The 17,672-nt window shown below is 64.5% G+C and carries 11 protein-coding genes; 5 read left to right on the top strand and 6 right to left on the bottom strand.

What is annotated here, in order from left to right:
* Positions 1 to 75 precede the first annotated feature (75 nt).
* A complete protein-coding gene (locus GXY47_11720) occupies positions 76 to 1,551 on the top strand; it encodes a hypothetical protein (GenBank protein NLV31807.1) in 1,476 nt (491 codons plus the stop codon).
* Positions 1,552 to 1,590: 39 nt separating this feature from the next.
* Here GXY47_11720 and GXY47_11715 read toward each other — a convergent pair whose 3' ends face one another.
* The 3 genes from GXY47_11715 to GXY47_11705 form a co-directional block, all read right to left on the bottom strand.
* Positions 1,591 to 2,346: an energy transducer TonB gene (locus GXY47_11715; GenBank protein ID NLV31806.1), complete on the bottom strand. Its 756-nt coding sequence runs from the start codon at positions 2,344 to 2,346 to the stop codon at positions 1,591 to 1,593.
* Positions 2,347 to 2,553: 207 nt separating this feature from the next.
* Positions 2,554 to 3,843 carry a hypothetical protein gene (locus tag GXY47_11710; protein ID NLV31805.1) on the bottom strand — a complete coding sequence of 430 codons (1,290 nt, stop codon included), beginning with the start codon at positions 3,841 to 3,843 and terminating at the stop codon, positions 2,554 to 2,556.
* 45 nt (positions 3,844 to 3,888) lie between these two features.
* On the bottom strand, positions 3,889 to 4,671 hold the full coding sequence (locus tag GXY47_11705) for a hypothetical protein (protein NLV31804.1): 783 nt from the start codon (positions 4,669 to 4,671) through the stop codon (positions 3,889 to 3,891).
* 195 nt (positions 4,672 to 4,866) lie between these two features.
* Here GXY47_11705 and GXY47_11700 point away from each other — a divergent pair, with 195 nt between their 5' ends.
* Positions 4,867 to 5,061: a twin-arginine translocase TatA/TatE family subunit gene (locus GXY47_11700; protein NLV31803.1), complete on the top strand. Its 195-nt coding sequence runs from the start codon at positions 4,867 to 4,869 to the stop codon at positions 5,059 to 5,061.
* Between the two features lie 33 nt (positions 5,062 to 5,094).
* Here GXY47_11700 and GXY47_11695 read toward each other — a convergent pair whose 3' ends face one another.
* Positions 5,095 to 11,046, bottom strand: coding sequence for a hypothetical protein (locus tag GXY47_11695; GenBank protein NLV31802.1), 5,952 nt, complete (start codon positions 11,044 to 11,046; stop codon positions 5,095 to 5,097).
* Positions 11,047 to 11,372: 326 nt separating this feature from the next.
* Here GXY47_11695 and GXY47_11690 point away from each other — a divergent pair, with 326 nt between their 5' ends.
* On the top strand, positions 11,373 to 11,885 hold the full coding sequence (locus GXY47_11690; GenBank protein NLV31801.1) for a peptidylprolyl isomerase: 513 nt from the start codon (positions 11,373 to 11,375) through the stop codon (positions 11,883 to 11,885).
* 94 nt (positions 11,886 to 11,979) lie between these two features.
* On the opposite strand, the gene GXY47_11685 is transcribed toward GXY47_11690, so the two are convergent.
* On the bottom strand, positions 11,980 to 13,932 hold the full coding sequence (locus GXY47_11685) for a TonB family protein (GenBank protein ID NLV31800.1): 1,953 nt from the start codon (positions 13,930 to 13,932) through the stop codon (positions 11,980 to 11,982).
* Positions 13,933 to 13,968: 36 nt separating this feature from the next.
* The gene (locus tag GXY47_11680; protein NLV31799.1) at positions 13,969 to 14,355 is read right to left on the bottom strand and encodes a BlaI/MecI/CopY family transcriptional regulator; all 387 of its coding nucleotides are present in this window, start codon (positions 14,353 to 14,355) and stop codon (positions 13,969 to 13,971) included.
* A gap of 375 nt (positions 14,356 to 14,730) precedes the next feature.
* Between GXY47_11680 and GXY47_11675 the strand changes: the two genes are divergently transcribed.
* Both GXY47_11675 and GXY47_11670 read left to right on the top strand, forming a co-directional pair.
* A complete protein-coding gene (locus tag GXY47_11675) occupies positions 14,731 to 16,191 on the top strand; it encodes a carboxypeptidase regulatory-like domain-containing protein (protein NLV31798.1) in 1,461 nt (486 codons plus the stop codon).
* Positions 16,192 to 16,386: 195 nt separating this feature from the next.
* Positions 16,387 to 17,670, top strand: a complete 1,284-nt coding sequence (locus GXY47_11670; GenBank protein NLV31797.1) for an FtsX-like permease family protein — start codon at positions 16,387 to 16,389, stop codon at positions 17,668 to 17,670.
* Positions 17,671 to 17,672 lie beyond the last annotated feature (2 nt).

The raw sequence follows: 17,672 nt of genomic DNA, 5'->3' as shown, positions 1-17,672 counted from the left end.
CGGGCGCCCCGGCTGTAGAGGATCGACACGTATACCGTCTTGGGACATCAGAGGGTTTCATAAAGGGAGAGAGCGATGGCGAACGGGCACTGTGGCTGCATTCACGTGGGAAGACGCGATTTTATCAGGACGACGGCCCTGGCGGGCATGGCCACCGCCCTTCCGGAGGTGATGGCCCGACCTTCCACAGGCATGCGCAGGCGCGCCTACGCGGGGAAGGGGCGCAAACTGCTCCTTCTGAGCGACGCCCCCCAGTCCTACGAGCGGCTGATCCAGTCGGTGAAGGCCATAAGGGAATTCGAGTTTTCCGTGGTCACGGCCAGGGCCGATTACCAGAAGCCGCAGGAAATCACCCGGGCCATCCGGGCGGAGGACCCGGACATCCTCTTCTTCGGGTTGCCGCGTACGATGCTGAATGCCGGGAACCTTCCCGTGGAACTCGACCCGATCGACGTCCCGATGATCCTGCTCCCCCCGGTCCCGGAGCTGATCATGATGGAGGCGAACGCCGCCGCGGGGTTCCGGGTCAAGGGCGCGAACGCCCTCCTGGCCAACTCGGAGGCGCACGCCATCGAGTTGATGAAAATCCTGGCCGCCCCCAGGCTGCTCGAGGGGAAGCGGGCCGTCATCTACGGCCGGCCGTTCGATTCCTCGAGCGTGCCGTCGCGCGACCTGACGGCGGAGATGGTTTACAACCGGACGGGAGTCCGCCTGGAACACCGGCCGGTGGAGCAACTGGCGGACCTGCTGGGGGGCGTGAGCGCGGGGGACGCCAGGGGGGAGATGGAGCGGTGGAAGAGGGAAGCGGCCGCCGTCGTCGAGCCCACGGACGACGTGCTCCTGGAAGCCTCCAGGATGTACGTACTCCTTCGCTCGATCGTGGAGAGGGAGGGCCTGGCGGGGCTCTCGATCGACTGCCTGAGCTTCTCCTTCGACGCCAAGCGGAAGGTGCCGGTCCCCTGCCTGGCCTTCACCCGGTTGCGTGACGAAGGGTACGCCTTCCCGTGCGAGGCGGACGTGTGCGGCATGCTGACCACCATCGTTCTCCAGGAGATCAGCCGCAAGCCCTCCTATTTCTGCAACGTCTCCTCCGTGGACCTCGAAAAATCGAGGACCGTGCTGCGCCACTGCGTCGCCCCGCTGCGGTTGCTGGGGCGGGAGGCCCCGGCCCTCCCCTACAAGCTCCGGGACTACCATGGGATGGGGGGCGTCACGCCCCAGGTCTCCTTCCCCGCGGGCCTCGAGGTGACGTTGGGCGGGTTCAGCAAGGATCTCGGGACGTTCGTGGCCTGGCCGGGAAGAACGCGGGAGGGGATCGACGACACCGCCCAGCCTTCCTTCGAAAACCCGCCCGCCGGGATGGAAGAAATGCGGCGGTACTGCTCCAACCGGGTCGAACTCGAGGTCCGCGACGCCGATGTGTTCCTCCAGAAGATCATGGGGATCCATCACGTGATGGTGGCCGGGGTCTACACGAAGGCGCTGCGTGAGGAAATGATGCGGATGAACGTGGATTTCATCGGCCCCATAGACTCGTCGTCCCCCGCGTAATGGAACGGGGACGGCCGGAATTCCGGACGTCCCCGTTTTTCACTGAATCCGGAAGGTCACCAGGATCCGGGCTACGACCCGCATCGGCTCGCCGTTCAGGATGGTCGGGGAATATTTCCACTGCCGCACCGCTGCTATCGCCGCATCGACCAGGAGAGGGTGCCCGCTGACGACCGCGAGGTCCGAGACATTCCCCTCCTCATCGATGACGGCTTCCAGCTCGACCGTTCCCGAGGTACGGGTCGCCCGTGCCAGATCCGGATACATGGGACTCACCTTGTAGAGGATCCTGGATGCCTGCAGGCTGCCGACCACGGGAATCGGGGCGGGTTTTTCCGGGCGTGGGGGAAGCGGCATCTCCTTCGGTTTGAGGCTTGACACATAATCCGCGATCGCGGACCCGTCCCCGGCCTCCTGGACGACGATGCCCGGTCCCGTTATGCCGCGCTCCCATCCGAACGGAGCCGGTCCCCCCTCGCGCGGGGGCTCCACGGACCGGCGCAGAATCTCTCCGGGAATGGCCGCGGGCGCATAATCGATGGTGCGGTCGGTCGCCGCTTCCCCGCGCGGTGCGCTCCCGGTTGCCGGCGGCGCGGGAAGCGGCGGCAGGACCGGCGGCCCGGGAGCGTCCAGGATGAAAAACACCGACTCCCCGGGCTGCAGCGCGCCGGAGAACAGCAGCGGCAAGACCACGATCACCCCGAGGATGGTGCCGTGGACACAAAGCGAAAGGAGGAAAGAGGCGAGGCTTTGAAGCGGGTTCCTTCGGTCTTCGCGATTCATGGATTCGAACATAGACACCTCCCCCGATTTCTGCGTCGGTTCCGAGTTCGATGTTTCAACCACAAATCCGGAAGGTGGCGGGGACCTGGACTTTCAGGTCTCGTTGCTTCTATCTACATGGACACCGTTCATGCGCAGGAGTTCCCCGGGTGAGGCTGCATGGGTGCGGGAGGCCGCCGATTTTCAGGCGGCGCCTTCGATGATCGGGATCGATCCGGGCTAATTTCGGGGCACGGCCTGGCCGCCCCCCCCTCCGCCCGAATAGCCGGACGGGGAGGCCGACGGAGAAGGAGCCGCATTCCCGCTGGAACCGGACCCCCCGCTGGATGACTGCGCGGACACCGCGGCCCCCCCGCCCGAAGAGGGCACGCGCACGGTTCTCGTGGAGGGCGCCGCGGCTCCGTTGCGGGGGACCGCCTTCGGGGCGCCGTCACGGGGGGTGATCCTTACGTACCCGCGTTCGGCGGAAAGCCGGCCGCCCGAGGCCGGGGGGGGCGTGTCTCCGCCTCCGCTTCCTCCGCCGACGGGTACCGGGTAGACGTAGAGCGGATAGCCCCACCAGAAGGGGGAGTGGCTCCAGTAGGATCCCCAGGGATAACCGTAGAGGCGGTAAGGGACATAATACGCGTAAGGGTCGTAATAGGGGTCTCCCGGATAGACATAGGCCGTGGAATAGCTTCGAGCGGCCGGAGGGGGGGACGCCAGGGCGACCCGGCCGTTCCGGCTGATCTGGAATTTTTCCGGCAGCGCGAGGGCGACCAGGAGGTCTACGACCGGATCCGGTACCCCGGCGGCCTTCATCCGCCTGAGCGATCCGGCGTCCATCCGGACCTCGACATCCCTCTCGAGCAGTGCGGCCTGCAGAACGGGGGCCTCTATCGTTTTGGATAGATGCAGGACATCTTCGAGGCCCCAGGGGGCGCTCAACGCCGAACGCAGGGCCCATCCGGCCTGGTCCGGAAAAACTCCCGCTTCCGATGCCAGATCCTTTTCGAAGACGAAGCGCCGCACGGCTACGCGCGTCTGTTCCGGGGCCTTTATGGCCAGGATGTCCGTCATCCGGCCGGGGGCCGTCATCATCTTGATGTTTGAAAGAGCATAACCGGGGGAATCCCCGCACCGGATCTCGGAATTTCCGATGAGAAGGCCGGTCTGCCGTTCCCATCGGTAGGTCCGGGTTGCGGTGCAGGTGTCGGTCTCATCGGTATGGGAACTCCCATCGGGAATGATGGTCTCGCTGACCGGTTTTTCGGCTCCCGCGCGCGTGATCTCCAGCCCCCTGCCGGCGGCAGCGGGCCGAATCTCCAAAACGCCCGGTTCCGCCGCTGCCGAGCCGTCCGATGCCGCCGGTTCATCGACCGCCCTCCAGGCGCCCAGCCATGGAATGATCGATGGATCCGGATCTGCGGGTGTGCCTGCCTGGGCGGCCGATATTCCGGGGACCAGAAGCAGCCAGAGCACGAGCAGGCAAATACCGCGGATTTTCTCGAAATCATTGATGGTTTTCATGTGCGCCTGCCTCTCCAATACCCATATTCATATACGACCTTCTTCTCAGAACCGGAAATACACCCCCCCGAGCAACCGGAACCCTCCCAGGTCGATTGGCTGGAACCCGGTGAAATCGCTCGACAGATCGGCCCCGGCCCAGCTGTAGCGGGCCTCGCCGTTCACGAAAACCCGGGGGGTGAGACTCACGTCCATCCCGGCGGCCACGTGTTCGGTGTCGGTGAGGCCCGAGGACTTCAGGTCCGCGTCGAAGATATCCAGGGTGTTTCTGTCCACAAACCGTCCATATTGCGAGAAATCATAATGGAGGATGCCGGCCCCGGCGCCCAGGTAGGGGTTGAGCCGGGTAGGGATCCATGCAAAGCTGCCGACCGTCTCCCCCAGTTTCCTGGGGTAATAGCGCAAGGTCACCGTCAGTGGCACCTGGCTCAAGCGGGTGGTCTGGGTTATCGGATCCCCATTGGACTCGATGAAATCGCGGGATTCGGAACGGCTGGTGGAGCGGGAATATCCCAGGCTAACCACCGCGGCGAAATGGGAGGCGAAGGGAATTCCGAAATCCCCGCCGACGGTGGCGGCGCGGAAATCGCTTTTGTCCAGCGTCAATTCCCGCGTGATCATGTCATAGAGGTCGCTGTCGGCCCGCGGGGCGAACAACCCGAGGTGGCCGCCGAGAAAGACCCGGGGTCGCCCCAGGGCGAAGCCGGAGGGGGAAGAAGCCGACGCGTCGTCCTGCGCATGAAGCGGGGCCGGCAACGCCAGGGCCGCGGCGGTGATTATCCATCCTGCCAGGACGGCGGCAAGCTTCATCGGTCGACTCGGTATCATGGCGGAATCCTCCCATAACCATTAGACGACAGGACCCGAAAAAGGTATCAGAGTCCGGGACGCGCCCATTTCACGGGCCGCCCCCACTCGCAAATGGGTATCCTGTGCGACCCTCTTCGGGTACAATCCGGTTCCGCCCGGGTCGGCGGCGGAACCGGCGGTCCGGTATGCGAAGGAAAGGGAGGTGGGGAGAATATGTTTGGACTCGGAGCGACCGAATGGATCATCCTGGTTTTTATAGCCCTGGTCATCGTCCTGCCCTATTGGAGGATATTCGCGAAAGCGGGCTTTCCCGGGTGGTTGAGCCTTACGATGATCATCCCCGGCGTCAACCTGCTGGCGCTCTTTTACCTGGCCTTCGCGGAGTGGCCCGCTCTCAGGAAGCCTTGAGGAAATCCGGAATTTCTTCCCCGGATCCTCTTTTCAGGGCGACACTCTCAGGGTAGCCCCCGTGCTGTAGGCCGCGAATTCGGGAGCGTACATCGGCTGCACCGTGGCCGGGGCGACCTTGAAGGTCCCGGCCGTGGCCGCCCGGATCCGGTAGCTGAAGGCGTACTCCCCCTGAGGCACTCGCTCGAAGAAGAAGTTCGTGCCGGAATCGCGGATCTCCTCGTACCAGGCGATCCCCAGGTCCCATTTGTGCCGCGACAGGTTGCCCGACGGCTCGAACCCGGCGCCGCGCGGGTCGCGCAGGTGAACGTACTCCATCGGGTGTCGGCTCGTCAGGGACAAATGGACCTCCACCTCGTCGCCGGGCGAGAGCGCGGCCCCGTCCCCGAGCGGCCGCAGTTCGAACGATGTTCCCGTGTTCACCCTCTTGAAATAGGTGCGCGTCAGGCGCAGGGCGTCCCCCCGCTCCTCTTCCGGCAGCCGCTCGGTGGAGAAGTGCCACGTCGCCGAGGCCAGAAGGTACCCCTTGCCCGACTTCTCGACCGTCACGCGGGAGGTCGCGGCGGGGTCGATCTCCTCCCCGGGGACGACGACCTGGTTCTTCTTCCCGGTGTATCGGTCCGGTTCGAACAGGAAGGTGGTCTTCCGGCCCCCCACCGTCACGGTCGCACCCTCGCGGATGCCGAGCTGCCCGGTGTTTTTGAGATAGTGCGCCAGCGAGTAGATCACCTCCGCCGTGGCGCGGGTGGACTTCCAGTGGTTGAGCTTCTTGTTGAGGAAAAGCCAGAGCGCCATGCCGTCGAGCTTCGGGTCGGCGGGGGTCAGCTCCATGGCGGTCCGGAGGGCGAAGGCGTGGGTCTCGATCGTGTCGTTGTACCAGAGCCAGGCGCGCTCTTCGGGCGCCCAGAAGGTGCCCTGGTCTTCGGTTGTCCGGGCGGAATCGATCACGCTCTCCCACACCAGGCGGGCGTCCTCGGGCCGCCCCATGCGCTTGAGCGTGAGGGCGAGATGCCCCTTCAGGTAAGGGCTGTGCCTCGTCCAGTGCCTGAATCCGAACTCCAGCATCGTCTTGCGGTCGGCGGGAGTGAAGGTGTTCTCATACCAGGAAGGGTCGGGATAGTTCGACAGGACGTAGTTGACGAAAGTGACCAATTCCCAGCCGGCGTCGTCCCTGGTCATCTCGCGGACGACGTCGTCGAGATAGTGCCGGTGCAGGTAATTCCAGGCCGCGAGCACCATGTCGCGGGGCACCTCGACGCCGAATTCCCGCGCCTTGGACAGGCCGTAGAGGGTGTAGAGCGTCATGTAGGGGGACGGGGCGCCGCCGGAGAACCAGGGGAAACCGCCGCTCGAGGTCTGCGCCTGGCCGAGTTTCGCCAGCGCCGATCGGCGCTCTTCTCTCGCGATGCGCGAGTCGAGTACGTTGATGAGGTCGGAGGGGCCGGCTTCCCCCCCCTTTGCCTCCTGGAGCCACGGCGTCTCCTCGAGCGCCATCTTCCGGTTGGGATCTTCCGCGTCCCACTGCTCCAGCTGCGTCTGCCGCGAGGAAAACTCCCGCGCCATCTTTTCCACGGCGGGGTACCGGCCGTAGAGCGAGGTGAGGATGCCGGTCGAGACGAAGCGGTTGAGCGTCTGCTCGGTGCATTCGTAGGGGTAGTTCACGAGGTAGGGAAGGGCCGAAAGGACCGAATAGAAGAGCTGCGAGTCGAGCGTCACCACCATCCGCTCGTCGATCCGCGTCGGGTCGTCGTCGCGTGCCAGGTCCTCGAAGCGGAGGATGCGCTCCCCCGGCTCCCGCAGCGCGGCGAAGCGCGACTGCGCGAGGTGCACCCGTCCCGGCAGGACCGAGAGCGGCCGCAGTTCGCCATCGGAGAAGTCGCCCGAAGTCGCGGTGACTTTGAAGGCGATCGGTCCGACCTTCGCAGGGGTCCGGATCGGGAAGGTGAGGTTCGTCCCTCCCCCCGCGGGGGCGGTGAAGGGCTTTTCCCCCGCCCCGGCCTCACCCAGCCCGAACCGTTCGAGGAGGCTCCGGTCCGTATCGGGGTCGATGATGTCGAACGCGAGCGTCCCGGTCAGTTCCCGGTCGGACGCGTTGTTGACGACGACCTTGATTTCGGCCAGGTCCCCCTCGCGCAGAAAGCGCGGCAGGTAGGGGCGCACCATCAGTTCCTTGACGCTCCTGGCTTCGCGCGTGACCGAGCCCGACTGCAGGTCGCGGGTGATGGCGTGCACCCAGACGTTCCAGGAGGTGACGGAATCGGGGACCTTGAATTCGAAGGTGACCGAGCCGTCCGGGCCGTTGAGCAGGTGCGGCTCCCAGAAGGCGGTCTCGCTGAAATTGCTGCGCAGTTCGACGGCGGCTGGCGTTCCGTTTTCCTGCCGGTCTCCCCGGGCCATCTCGGCATCCACCGGTTCCAGCACCATCTTGAATTCGCCGATCGCTTCGGGATTGAGGGCCATCGGAGTGACTATGCCGGAATTGTAGCGAATCTCATTAGCGGTGATCCGGTCGCGCTGAACGTTAATTTGCTCTGCAGCAATGCCGGCAAAACTGCCAGACATCATCCTCCTGCCCGGTCCGCCGATGCCGTATCCGTCGTAGAGCTCGAGAACGTCTCCCGCAAAAGTCGGCGGCAAAGGCCCCCGGCTGAAGCCCCTGCTGTCGATCCATTGCTGATTCGCCTGACCGAGATTGGCGCGCGGGTGGAGGGCACGCGCCCGGTAAGGGTAGAGTGACAGGGGATCGGGTGTCGAATGGGGCCCGAACGCGTCGAGGCTGCGGTCGTACATGTACGCCAGCAGTTCGGCCGCCGGCACGGCGACCTCCGCTCCCGCGGGACCGGAGACCCTGACGCTCCATTTCTCCTGCCGCCCGGGACGGAGCCGGTCGCGGAAGGTTGAGAATTCCACTTTCAGTTCCTTGTTGTCCCAGGGAACGAGCAGGGATTGCTCGAAACGGAGGAACTGGTGGTCGCGGACAATCGTCATGACGACGGCGAGGCCCCCGCGGTCCGCTTCCGTGATCGGGATTTCCACCAGCGAGGAATCGATGCCGGAGCGGACCTCCTGCCTCCGGATGCGTTTCCGATCCCGGTAGATTTCGAAAACGGCCGTCTGATCGTCGAGCCCGGAGTGGACCAGCACGCGCGCCGTTTCCCCGACTCGTATGGAAGGCGTCTCGACCTGGAACAAAGCGGGGAGGGGGAGCTTCATGGAGGGGGCGGCGACGATGAAGTTCTCCCGAAGCTCGCATTTCGCGCCGAAATCGTCGGCCGTCGCATAGACAAGGCGGTAGGCCCCGGGCGCCAGTCTGCCGGCGGAGATTTTTCCTTCCCCGTTTTCGGAATGAATGACGGTTCCGGATGCCCGCACGGCGCCCTCGGCCCACCCGAGCAGGACGGCTTCCGTGTCGTAGCCGGGGTTCCAGCGCTCGCGCTCCAGGTCTCCCGGTGTCTGATAGCCGCGGTTCGCCTGGACCTCCCCGGGGACGAAGAGCGGCTGTTCCGCGGGGAGCAGCGCGCGTTCCGGACCGGTCAGGGAAACGATGCGCCAGCTCCCTTGGCCCGCTTTGGGCGTCCCGTCGAGACTGGCGCGCCGGAGGGTGATCCCCACCGGGTCGGTCTCCAGGAAAAAGGCCTTGTCCATGATGGCGGAAGCCTCGACCGAGACGAAACCGAGCCGGAAGGAGCGCGCGGTGGAGCGCGTTTCCCCCCCTTCGTCGGTCACGTCCGCCTCGACCGAGTAGCGATAGGAGACGTCCCTGTTTTTCCCGAGCCGTTCGTCGATTCCGGGGGTGAAGCCGATGGAAAAGGTGCCGTCCTGATCGAGCGCAGTGCTGCCGCTCGCCACCACCTGGGAGCGGGGCGAGGCGAACGCCCCCCACCCGCCGTAGCGCCACCACCAGGGGAACACCGGCTCGCGGCGGACCAGCCATCGGACCTGGCCGCCGGTGACCGGGAGGCCGAAGTAATATTTCGCCTCCCCTTTCAGGAGGGCGGTCTGATTGAGGCGCAGCGGCTCCTCCGGGTCGAGCATTTTCGCCTCGAAGGTGGGCCGCTTGTATTCCTCCACCCGCACCGGGGTCTCCCCGCCGGCGGAACTCGTGATCCGCCACTCTCCCAACGCCCTCCCGGGCGGAATGGTAAACTCGCCGGAAGCCGTCCCGAAACCGTTGATCGTCACCGTTCTCGAGTTGACCTCTTCTCCGTTGATATCCCTGAGCGTGACCGTAACGGTGCTTCCGGGCGAGGTCTCGAACCGTGTTCCGTCGCCGCGGTAGAGCACCGCTTTCCAGAACATCTTCTGAAGCGGCCGATAGATGCTGCGGTCCGTGAAGAGCAGGGTCGAAGAGGTGTCGGGCCGGCGGCCCTGCCGGTAGGTATACAGCTGCTGCGGGTCGAAGGCGACCTGGTCCCCCTTCCGGGCCACCAGGAAATACTGGACGTTTTGCTGCGCCGTGCGGAACTCGACGAGGCCGCGCGCGTCGGTGAGCCTGGTCTCCGCCCGCCGGTGGCGCTGGTTATAGCCGAACTGGTAAAGCATCACCTCGGCATTCGCCACCCCCTTGCCGGAGGCGCCGGAAAGGACCGTGACTTCGGCTCCGGTCCCTTCATGGCGCGTGACCATCACCAGGTCCCCGATGGTCAGGTACAGGCCGGCGATCCTGTTGTCGTTCTTCCCGAAGTCCGGCCGGGCGGAGGCGACGATCAGGTAGGTCCCGGCGCGCTCGAGCGGCGGGGTCACGAAGGTCTTGTGCATACGGTAATCGGGGGTGGCCGGCAGGGGGGTTTCCCACTGCCGGACCGGGGCATTTCCCGTCATCCATTTTTCGAGTTCACGGCCGGAAGGGAGGAGGTTGTAATCGTCGGAGGTCTCGACGGCCTGCAGGAGATCGACCGCATAGGCCCTGAAATGGACCTTCTCCAGGTTCTTGTGCGTGACCAGGAGCGATTTTTTGAGAAAATTGTCGTTCTGCATCCCGGCGAGGGTGAATTCCGGCGCCTCGATCTGATGCTCGATGGCGAGGCAATGCTTTCCACCGGGCGAATCGGGGAAAGCACTTCTTCCCCTGATGGCGCGCTCGCGCGCGCGGTTCATCGAATCGGGCTCGCTGCCGCCCCGGATGAATTCCGCCAGCTGGGCCATCCCCTCGGCCCACCACGGGACCCCCCTGTATCCCTCGAGCCGATGTTCCAGGTCCTCCTGGATGCGCTTTTGGTCCTCCGCTTCCGTGAAATGCCGATGCAGGTGCCGGCAGCGTTCCAGCCGGGCTTCCAGGGCGGCTTCCGGCTCCCCCTTCTGCGCGTGCCGGTTTTCCAGGTCGGCCAGGACGGCGCCGATCTTTTCGAGCGGGTGCCGGGCGGGGTCGACGAGCGAGATTCCGTCGGCATCCCCCGCGATCAGGCTTTCAAGGTCCAGGCGGAAGATCTCGTTGAGCTCGTCTGGCCGCCAACCGTTGGTGTCGGCCAGATTGTGGACGCGCAGGTAGGACACGGCGTCGCGCAGCGTCGGGCGCACGCCGCGCGGGTAGGTGTTGGGAGTCAGGAATTCCTTCCACTCGTCGACAGGCTTTTCGAGCCGGTCGCGCACCTGCCACACGGCCTCGAGCGCCTTCTCCACCTCCTGGTAGATCTGCTCCCGCGTCCACACCTCGAGGTCCGCGACCCCGCTGGTCTCGAGCTTTTCGCGCTTGTTGATCTCCCAGGAATGGGTGCGCGCGTAGTCGGTCAGGGCGTGCGCGTAGTACAGGTTCAGGATGGAGGACCCTGCCAGGTCCTCGGGCCAGGGCTGCTCTTTCAGGAAGCGGACGGCCGTCTCGTGGCCGGCAAGCGCGATGCGCAACCGGGTGACCCGGACCAGGCAACGGGTCCACTCGGTGTTGTCCTTTGCGCCGCGGGCCTTTTCCAGCATCCTTTCCACGAGCGACGCCGCGGCTTCGTACTTCTGCTCCTTGACCAGTCGATCGTGACTTTGCCACCCTTTCATGAAGTCCCCGTCCCACTCCGCGGCTTGCGCCTCCGGCGCCTGGGGTGATGTCTGTCCCGCCATGAAGCCCATACTCAAGACGATGAAGAGTGAAACCAGGAGCGCAATCCGGTATCGGGTCTGGATCATGGCAATTCCGCCTCCGTGTATCTAGTAGACGTCGTTCCCCGGTCGTTTCTTAGGGAAAAGTGTAGCATCCGCCGGCAATTTCCGGGGATCGATTCGGCGCCCGGCCCGCCACCCGGTCTGGATTTTTGCGCCTAAACCCCCTATCATGAAGCGAATTTGGTTGATTCTACAAACACCCCTTGATTGGAGTCTTTCGCATGAGCGCAGCCGAAAATCCCAAGCTTCCCAGATGTTTCATGGATATCACCGCCGATGACGCCCCTATCGGGCGGGTCGTGTTCGAATTACGTTCCGACGTCGTTCCCAAAACCGCCGACAACTTCCGGGCCCTCTGCACCGGGGAGAAGGGATTCGGGTTCAAGGGATCCGGGTTCCACCGGATCATCCCGGAATTCATGTGCCAGGGGGGCGATTTCACCCGGCACAACGGCACCGGGGGGAAATCGATCTACGGGGAGAAATTCGCGGACGAAAACTTCTCCCTGAAACACACCGGCCCCGGCGTCCTCAGCATGGCCAACGCGGGCCCGAATACAAACGGTTCGCAGTTCTTCATCTGCACCGTGAAGACCCCCTGGCTCGACGGCAAGCACGTGGTGTTCGGATCGGTGGTCGAAGGGATGGACGTCGTGGAAAAGATGGAAGGCTACGGCTCCGGCTCCGGCAACCCCCGGGCGAAGATCATGATCGTTGACTGCGGAGAATTATAGAGGCATCGATACCGGCGTAATAAGGCCCCCGCGGGAAGGCCGGTCGGCCTCTCGCGGGGGCCTTCTTTGGATCACAACACTATTAGGCAATGGTTTAGCGCGGGCCGGCCCCGGAGGCGACGGAGTAACGGGTCAGGGTCCTGGCATAGGGGACCGGGCTGCCGTTGAGCAGCGCCGGCTCGACCCGGGCGCGCAGGACGGCATCCTCGAATTCCGGGTAGGCATCCCCGCCCAATTGCTCCATCCCGTCCACGGTTCCGGCTTCATTGATGAAAATTCGGTAATTGATCCTGATCGGGTTCCCCTCCCCGGCCGCCAGGACCGATCCGAAAGCGTCCATGATCGCATCCCGGGAGAGGGGATTCACCGCGCGATCCACCGGCCCCGAAAGATAGAGTTTTCCCCGAAAGAGGAAATAGGGCCCGCCCGATAACTGCAGCCGCCGAATCCCCCTGTCGATGAGAGCGCGCACCGCTTCCTGTGCCACGTCATAGGGGGTTCCCTGCTCCACAGCAAGATACACTGTGCCCGGCGTCTGCACGATTTCGTCCGGCTCTGGATTCAGGTCTCCGGACCTGGCCATGGACACCATAAGATCTTCGGGATTCCGCAGGTTATAGGTGACGTCCACCTGCGCGATCACGGGGACGGGAACGCCGTTGAGCAGGGTGGGATGATATTGCCATTGCCTCACTGCAGCGACGGCCGAGTCCACCAGCAACGGATGCCCTTCCGCCACCTCGATATCCCACACCCACCCTTCTTCGTTGATCGTAACCACGAGCCTGACGGTACCCGTGACGCGCGTCTTCCTCGCCAGGGCCGGGTATTCGGGGATGACTCGATGGATCAGGCGCGACTCCTGGACATTGCCGCCGACGCGAATGGGATTGCCGCGGGGCGCCTCGATTTCGGTTCCGGGCGTCTGCGCCACGGCTGCAACCGCCGCCGTCGCGACGACCGGCGGGGCCTGCAACTCCGCAACCTGGGGACGATCCGGCGCAGGGGAATCCGCGCGCCCTGGCTCCGACGCCGGTTCCGGCGCCTGTGCGAGAATCGGTTCCTGCCGAAGGGCGGGAGCGCCGGTCAGGGGGAAGGATCCCGCGGCAAAATGGAGCGTGGCAAGCATCAGTGTGGAAATTCCGATCATGCTGAAAGCAAGACGGGTCCGATTCATGGAAACCTCCCTCAACAGCAGCGCCACGCGTTGTACGAGATGGCGCTCGCTCAGGAAAAGCGGTGCCGGAGCCGCCTGGAGACGCCGGTGCGTCCGCGCGAATTCCAGCAGTGAATCCAAATAAGGTTGTTTGTCCCCCATCAACCGCACCACTTCCTGATCGACCACCTGTTCCCGGCTCAGCCGAATCCGGCCCAACAGCCACCAGACGGCCGGATGGAACCAGAGGAGCGAACGAATGCTCTCTTCGGCCAGGATCGCGATCCAGTCGCCGCGACGCACATGAATCAATTCATGGCAGAGAACCGCGCGTTTGCACGGTTCGCTCAGACTTCTGAACGATAAAGGCAGGATCACGGTGGGGGACCGCCACCCGAAAGTCACCGGACCATGGACGGCCGGGGAGAGGAGCACCGCCGCCCGCACTCCCGTGCGCCGCTGCATGTCCTCGATGGCGGGACGACCATCGCCAAATGCCCGGGATTTCCGCCTGAACCGGCCCAGGCGCAGGAATCCGATGAAGAGCCACAAAAAGCGCAGGAGGATGCCGCCTCCGAGAATCTGGGGGACGTACTTCCATGGGATGGGCTTTGGCGGAGGCGATGCTTCGCCTGTCGCGATTTCAGCCACCGCCTCGCCGGCGACCTCTGCGGCCAGGAGCGCGGGCGGGCCAGGAAGTATCCGGGGATGCTCCCAGGGCTGCAAACAGGGAAGCAGCAGGCACACGAGCAGCAGGCCCTGCCAATACAGGAGCGCGACGCGCGGCACGCGCAGGCGGAACAGGTAGAGAAGCAGCGTGCCGACCGAAGCCAGCACGGCCAGCTGCAGACTGAATGCGATCAGGTTCTGTAACCAGACAGGTAAGGCCACGGCGTCCTCCTTCACGCTGCCGGCAGCGGCCGCCGGTTACTGCGCGGGGTCGTTCTTGCTGCGAATCATCCTGGCGACCTTATCCAGGTCTTTTTGCGACAGCCTGCGTTCCTGCACGAGATGGGCGAGCAGGGGCTCGGCGGCGCCGTTGAACACCTTGTCCAGAAAGTCTCCGACGATGCGGCGGAGCGCGCTGCTTTGGGGTTCCACCGCCTGGTAGACAAAAGCGCGTCCTTCCACCCGTTTGCGCAGGTGTCCACGCGCCTCCATGGTTTTCATCATCGTCATGACGGTGGTATAGGCGATCGAACGCTTCGTGCGCAGTGCCTCATAGACGTCGCGCACCGTAGCCTCCTCCAGGCGCCATACCTCCTTCATGATTTCCAGTTGCGGCACGGTAAGATGCGTTGTTTGCGGTCTCATAGTACTAACGAATAGTACTTGTATCGAATCATGTCAAGAAATATTTATCGCCGGACTTTCCGCTCGCATCTCCTCCCGGCCGGGATCCCTGGAATGGAGCCGGGAATCCGCCCGCACGGCCCATCCCCCGCCCACGACCTCCTTAGGGAATGGGATATTGCTTTTTCCGCTCCATTGATGAAAAATTGACCCTGATCCATCTGTCTGGCATTCGGGGAAATCGCAGGTGACGGACCTCTGCCGGCTTGGGCCCAGGGTCGGAATGGACCGGAACCGGATGTCCTGCGAATGATTCGGGGAAACCTGGGCCGAGGTACGCGGCCCCGTGGTCAGCGGCTCATCCGAAAACCGAGGATCATGGCCGGGAGGAATTCCATGCGGGCGATACCGTTGCTGATCTGTGCCGCCCTGGCATCCTGTTTTGCCGTCAACGACGCCATGGCCTGCACCTGTCTGGCTGGATCGTCCCCCTGTTCCGGCCTGGAGCAGGCGGCCGCGGTCTTCGTCGGGAGCGTGAGGTCGATCGAGGTGACCAGGGCGACCGTAGAGCGACGCGGCAAGACGGAAGAAGTCCTGACCGACATGCTCGCCCATTTCAGCGTGGAACGGAGCTTCAAGGGGATCCCCGCGGGGCGGCAAACCGCAGACGTGGGCTCCTTCGTTTTCAGCAGCTGCGGCTACCACTTTGAGGAAGGCCGGCGATACATCGTTTACGCCGGCGCTGTCGGCCCCGACGATGAGCGCCAATTTCGCGGGGGCGACCTGAAGTACGACCTGGCCGTCAATGGGTGCTCCCGTACCCGGCCGTTGCCCGACGGGCAGGACGACGTCGACCTGGTCGAAGCGATGCTTGGCGGCAGACCCGAGTCCAGGATCTTCGGAAAAGTGGTGCTCGTCGAAAGGGATTTGCGGAAAGGGCTTTTCGCGAAGGGGGAAATGAGCGGCGTCCCGGGGGTGAAGATCGTCGCCCGCGACGGGGCGAGGGTTCATGAGGCCGTTACCGACGAGAGCGGCGGGTTTCGAATCCTCGCCGTCGCGCCCGGCCGCTATGAGGTCCGGCCGGTCCTCGGGGCCACGCACAGCGGCTACCTGGGAAGGGATCCGGTCGATGTCGTGGAGATCCGCCCCCCCGGCCTCTGCGGCAGCGATTCCATTTTTCTGCTTCAGGGCAGCGGAGTGATCAGGGGGCAGCTGTTCGACGGGGAGGGGAGGCCGGCCCAGCCGAACATCGAGGTTTCGCTGGTGTTCGCCGATTCCGCGGGAAAGGGGCTGGGGGCCTTCGAGGGGGCCTCCGTCTGGACCAAAGACGAAGGCCGCTACGAATTCAACGGGTTGGGGCCGGGGGACTACATCGTGGGGGTGGGGCTCCTCGAGCCGCCGAACTGGCGTTCCCCGTATAGCGCCGTCTACCATCACCCGAGTGCGGCGCCGGGCGGGCCCGAAATCCTGCATCTTCGTGACGTGACAACGCTGGAGAACATCGATATCCACCTGCCTGCGCCAATACCGTCATTCGTTATCCGGGGCGTCGTCGTCGACGGCACGGGCAGACCCGCGGCGGGAGCCCGGATCGAAATCGTGGATGTGGAATATGGAAAGGTCGCGGACAAGCCCGAGAAGCTGTTTCAGACCGGTGCCGACGGGATGTTCGCCGTAACGGGGATCGCGGATCGAAAATACCGGGTCCGGGCATTTGTCGCCGAAAACTACCTGGCCGGAACCGGGACCCAGTCCGAACCGGTGGGGATCGTAACGAATGCGGCGATGGAGCCGATCACGCTCACCCTCGGCAAGCCCGGGATCGTCCCGGAGGAAACCGGCCCCCCGGGGCCGTGACGACGCCGGAACGGGGGACGCCCGGCCCGCCGACAAAAAGCACCCGAAAAGCGTATTCGCTCCTCACGCGACCCGCTTATGCGGTAAAATTCCGTTTCCTGGTTTTCGACATTCAACGACAGCCGTGAGGGCGTCCGCGGGGCAGGGCACATTGGCAGCCACCCGCCCCCGGATCCCCCGTACAGGACACAGATCATGCCGACCGCCCGCCCCACGGGGAAAGATCCGGACCCCCGGAAGATGCGCACGAGCGCCGCGCTCTGGGAAGCCTTCCGGATCGCCGTCGATTCCATCTGGACCCACAAGTTGAGGTCCGTGCTCACCCTGATCGGCATCATCATCGCGATCGCCTCGGTCGTGACCGTCGGGGGCGCCATCGAGGGGGTGGGCGACTACATCTGGAAACAGCTCTCCTCCACCTTCGCCAGCAACACCTTCATCGTGGCGCGGATCGTGCGGGCGGCCTCCATGGAGGAATTCGAGGAGAAGATCCGGCGCAACAAGAACCTGTACCCGGAGGACATGAAGGCGGTGGAGGCCCTGTGCGACGGTTGCGAGGCGATTTCTCCCATGCTGCAGGGGACCGACACCATCAAGAGGGGCAACAAGATCTTCTATGACGCCTCGATCTCCGGCATCAGCGCCGATCTTCCCAAAATCCAGGCCGTCGACCTTTACGAGGGGCGGTTCATCGCGGAGATGGACGTGGCGCACGCGAGCCCGGTCGCCGTCATCGGGTGGAATGTGCGCGAGGAGCTGTTCGGGCCCCTGAACGCGCTGGGCAAGCAGATCAAGATCGGGGGCGAAAATTTCAGCGTGATCGGGGTCGAGGAGCAGAAGGGGAGCAGCGGCATAGGACAGTCGGCGGACAACTCCCTCTACATCCCCTATACGGCCTTCCTGAAAAAGTACGGGTCCCGCCAGTCGATCGCCTTCCAGGTCCGGGCCTCCTCGGGGGAGACCATCCAGGGCACCGAGGACGAGGTACGGATGATCCTGAGGGCTCGGCACAAGCTGAAGCCGCAGAAGGCGGACGATTTCGACATGCTCACCAGCAGCGCCATCCAGGAAACCATCGACGGGATCATCGGCATGATCGCGGTGGCCATCATCCCCATCACCCTGGTCGGCCTGGTGGTCGGCGGGATCGTGGTGATGAACATCATGCTGGTCACCGTGACGGAAAGAACGGTCGAGGTGGGAATGCGCAAGGCGGTCGGCGCCCGGCGCGCCGACATCCTCCTGCAGTTTTTGGTGGAATCGGCGCTGCTGGCCACCCTGGGAGGCGTGCTCGGCCTCGGCCTGGCCTACGTTCTCTGCGCCGTCATCGAAGGCGCCGTCGGGTTCCCGATGCGGATCACGGCGGGCTACGTCCTGCTCGCCATCTTCACCTCCGGCGGGGTGGGGATGATCTCCGGGATCTACCCGGCGTACCGCGCATCCAAACTGAGCCCGATCGCCGCCCTGGCCCGGGAATAGGA

The organism is Acidobacteriota bacterium, from assembly GCA_012729555.1.
In the GTDB taxonomy this organism is placed as follows: Bacteria; Acidobacteriota; UBA6911; order UBA6911; family UBA6911; genus UBA6911.
This window is presented reverse-complemented; position numbering and strand designations above follow the sequence as displayed.

Coding starts and splice junctions, on each gene's coding strand:
- GXY47_11720 (NLV31807.1), top strand. CDS start 76: ATGGCGAACGGGCACTGTGGCTGCATTCACGTGGGAAGACGCGATTTT.
- GXY47_11715 (NLV31806.1), bottom strand. CDS start 2,346: ATGTTCGAATCCATGAATCGCGAAGACCGAAGGAACCCGCTTCAAAGC.
- GXY47_11710 (NLV31805.1), bottom strand. CDS start 3,843: ATGAAAACCATCAATGATTTCGAGAAAATCCGCGGTATTTGCCTGCTC.
- GXY47_11705 (NLV31804.1), bottom strand. CDS start 4,671: ATGATACCGAGTCGACCGATGAAGCTTGCCGCCGTCCTGGCAGGATGG.
- GXY47_11700 (NLV31803.1), top strand. CDS start 4,867: ATGTTTGGACTCGGAGCGACCGAATGGATCATCCTGGTTTTTATAGCC.
- GXY47_11695 (NLV31802.1), bottom strand. CDS start 11,046: ATGAAAGGGTGGCAAAGTCACGATCGACTGGTCAAGGAGCAGAAGTAC.
- GXY47_11690 (NLV31801.1), top strand. CDS start 11,373: ATGAGCGCAGCCGAAAATCCCAAGCTTCCCAGATGTTTCATGGATATC.
- GXY47_11680 (NLV31799.1), bottom strand. CDS start 14,355: ATGAGACCGCAAACAACGCATCTTACCGTGCCGCAACTGGAAATCATG.
- GXY47_11675 (NLV31798.1), top strand. CDS start 14,731: ATGCGGGCGATACCGTTGCTGATCTGTGCCGCCCTGGCATCCTGTTTT.
- GXY47_11670 (NLV31797.1), top strand. CDS start 16,387: ATGCCGACCGCCCGCCCCACGGGGAAAGATCCGGACCCCCGGAAGATG.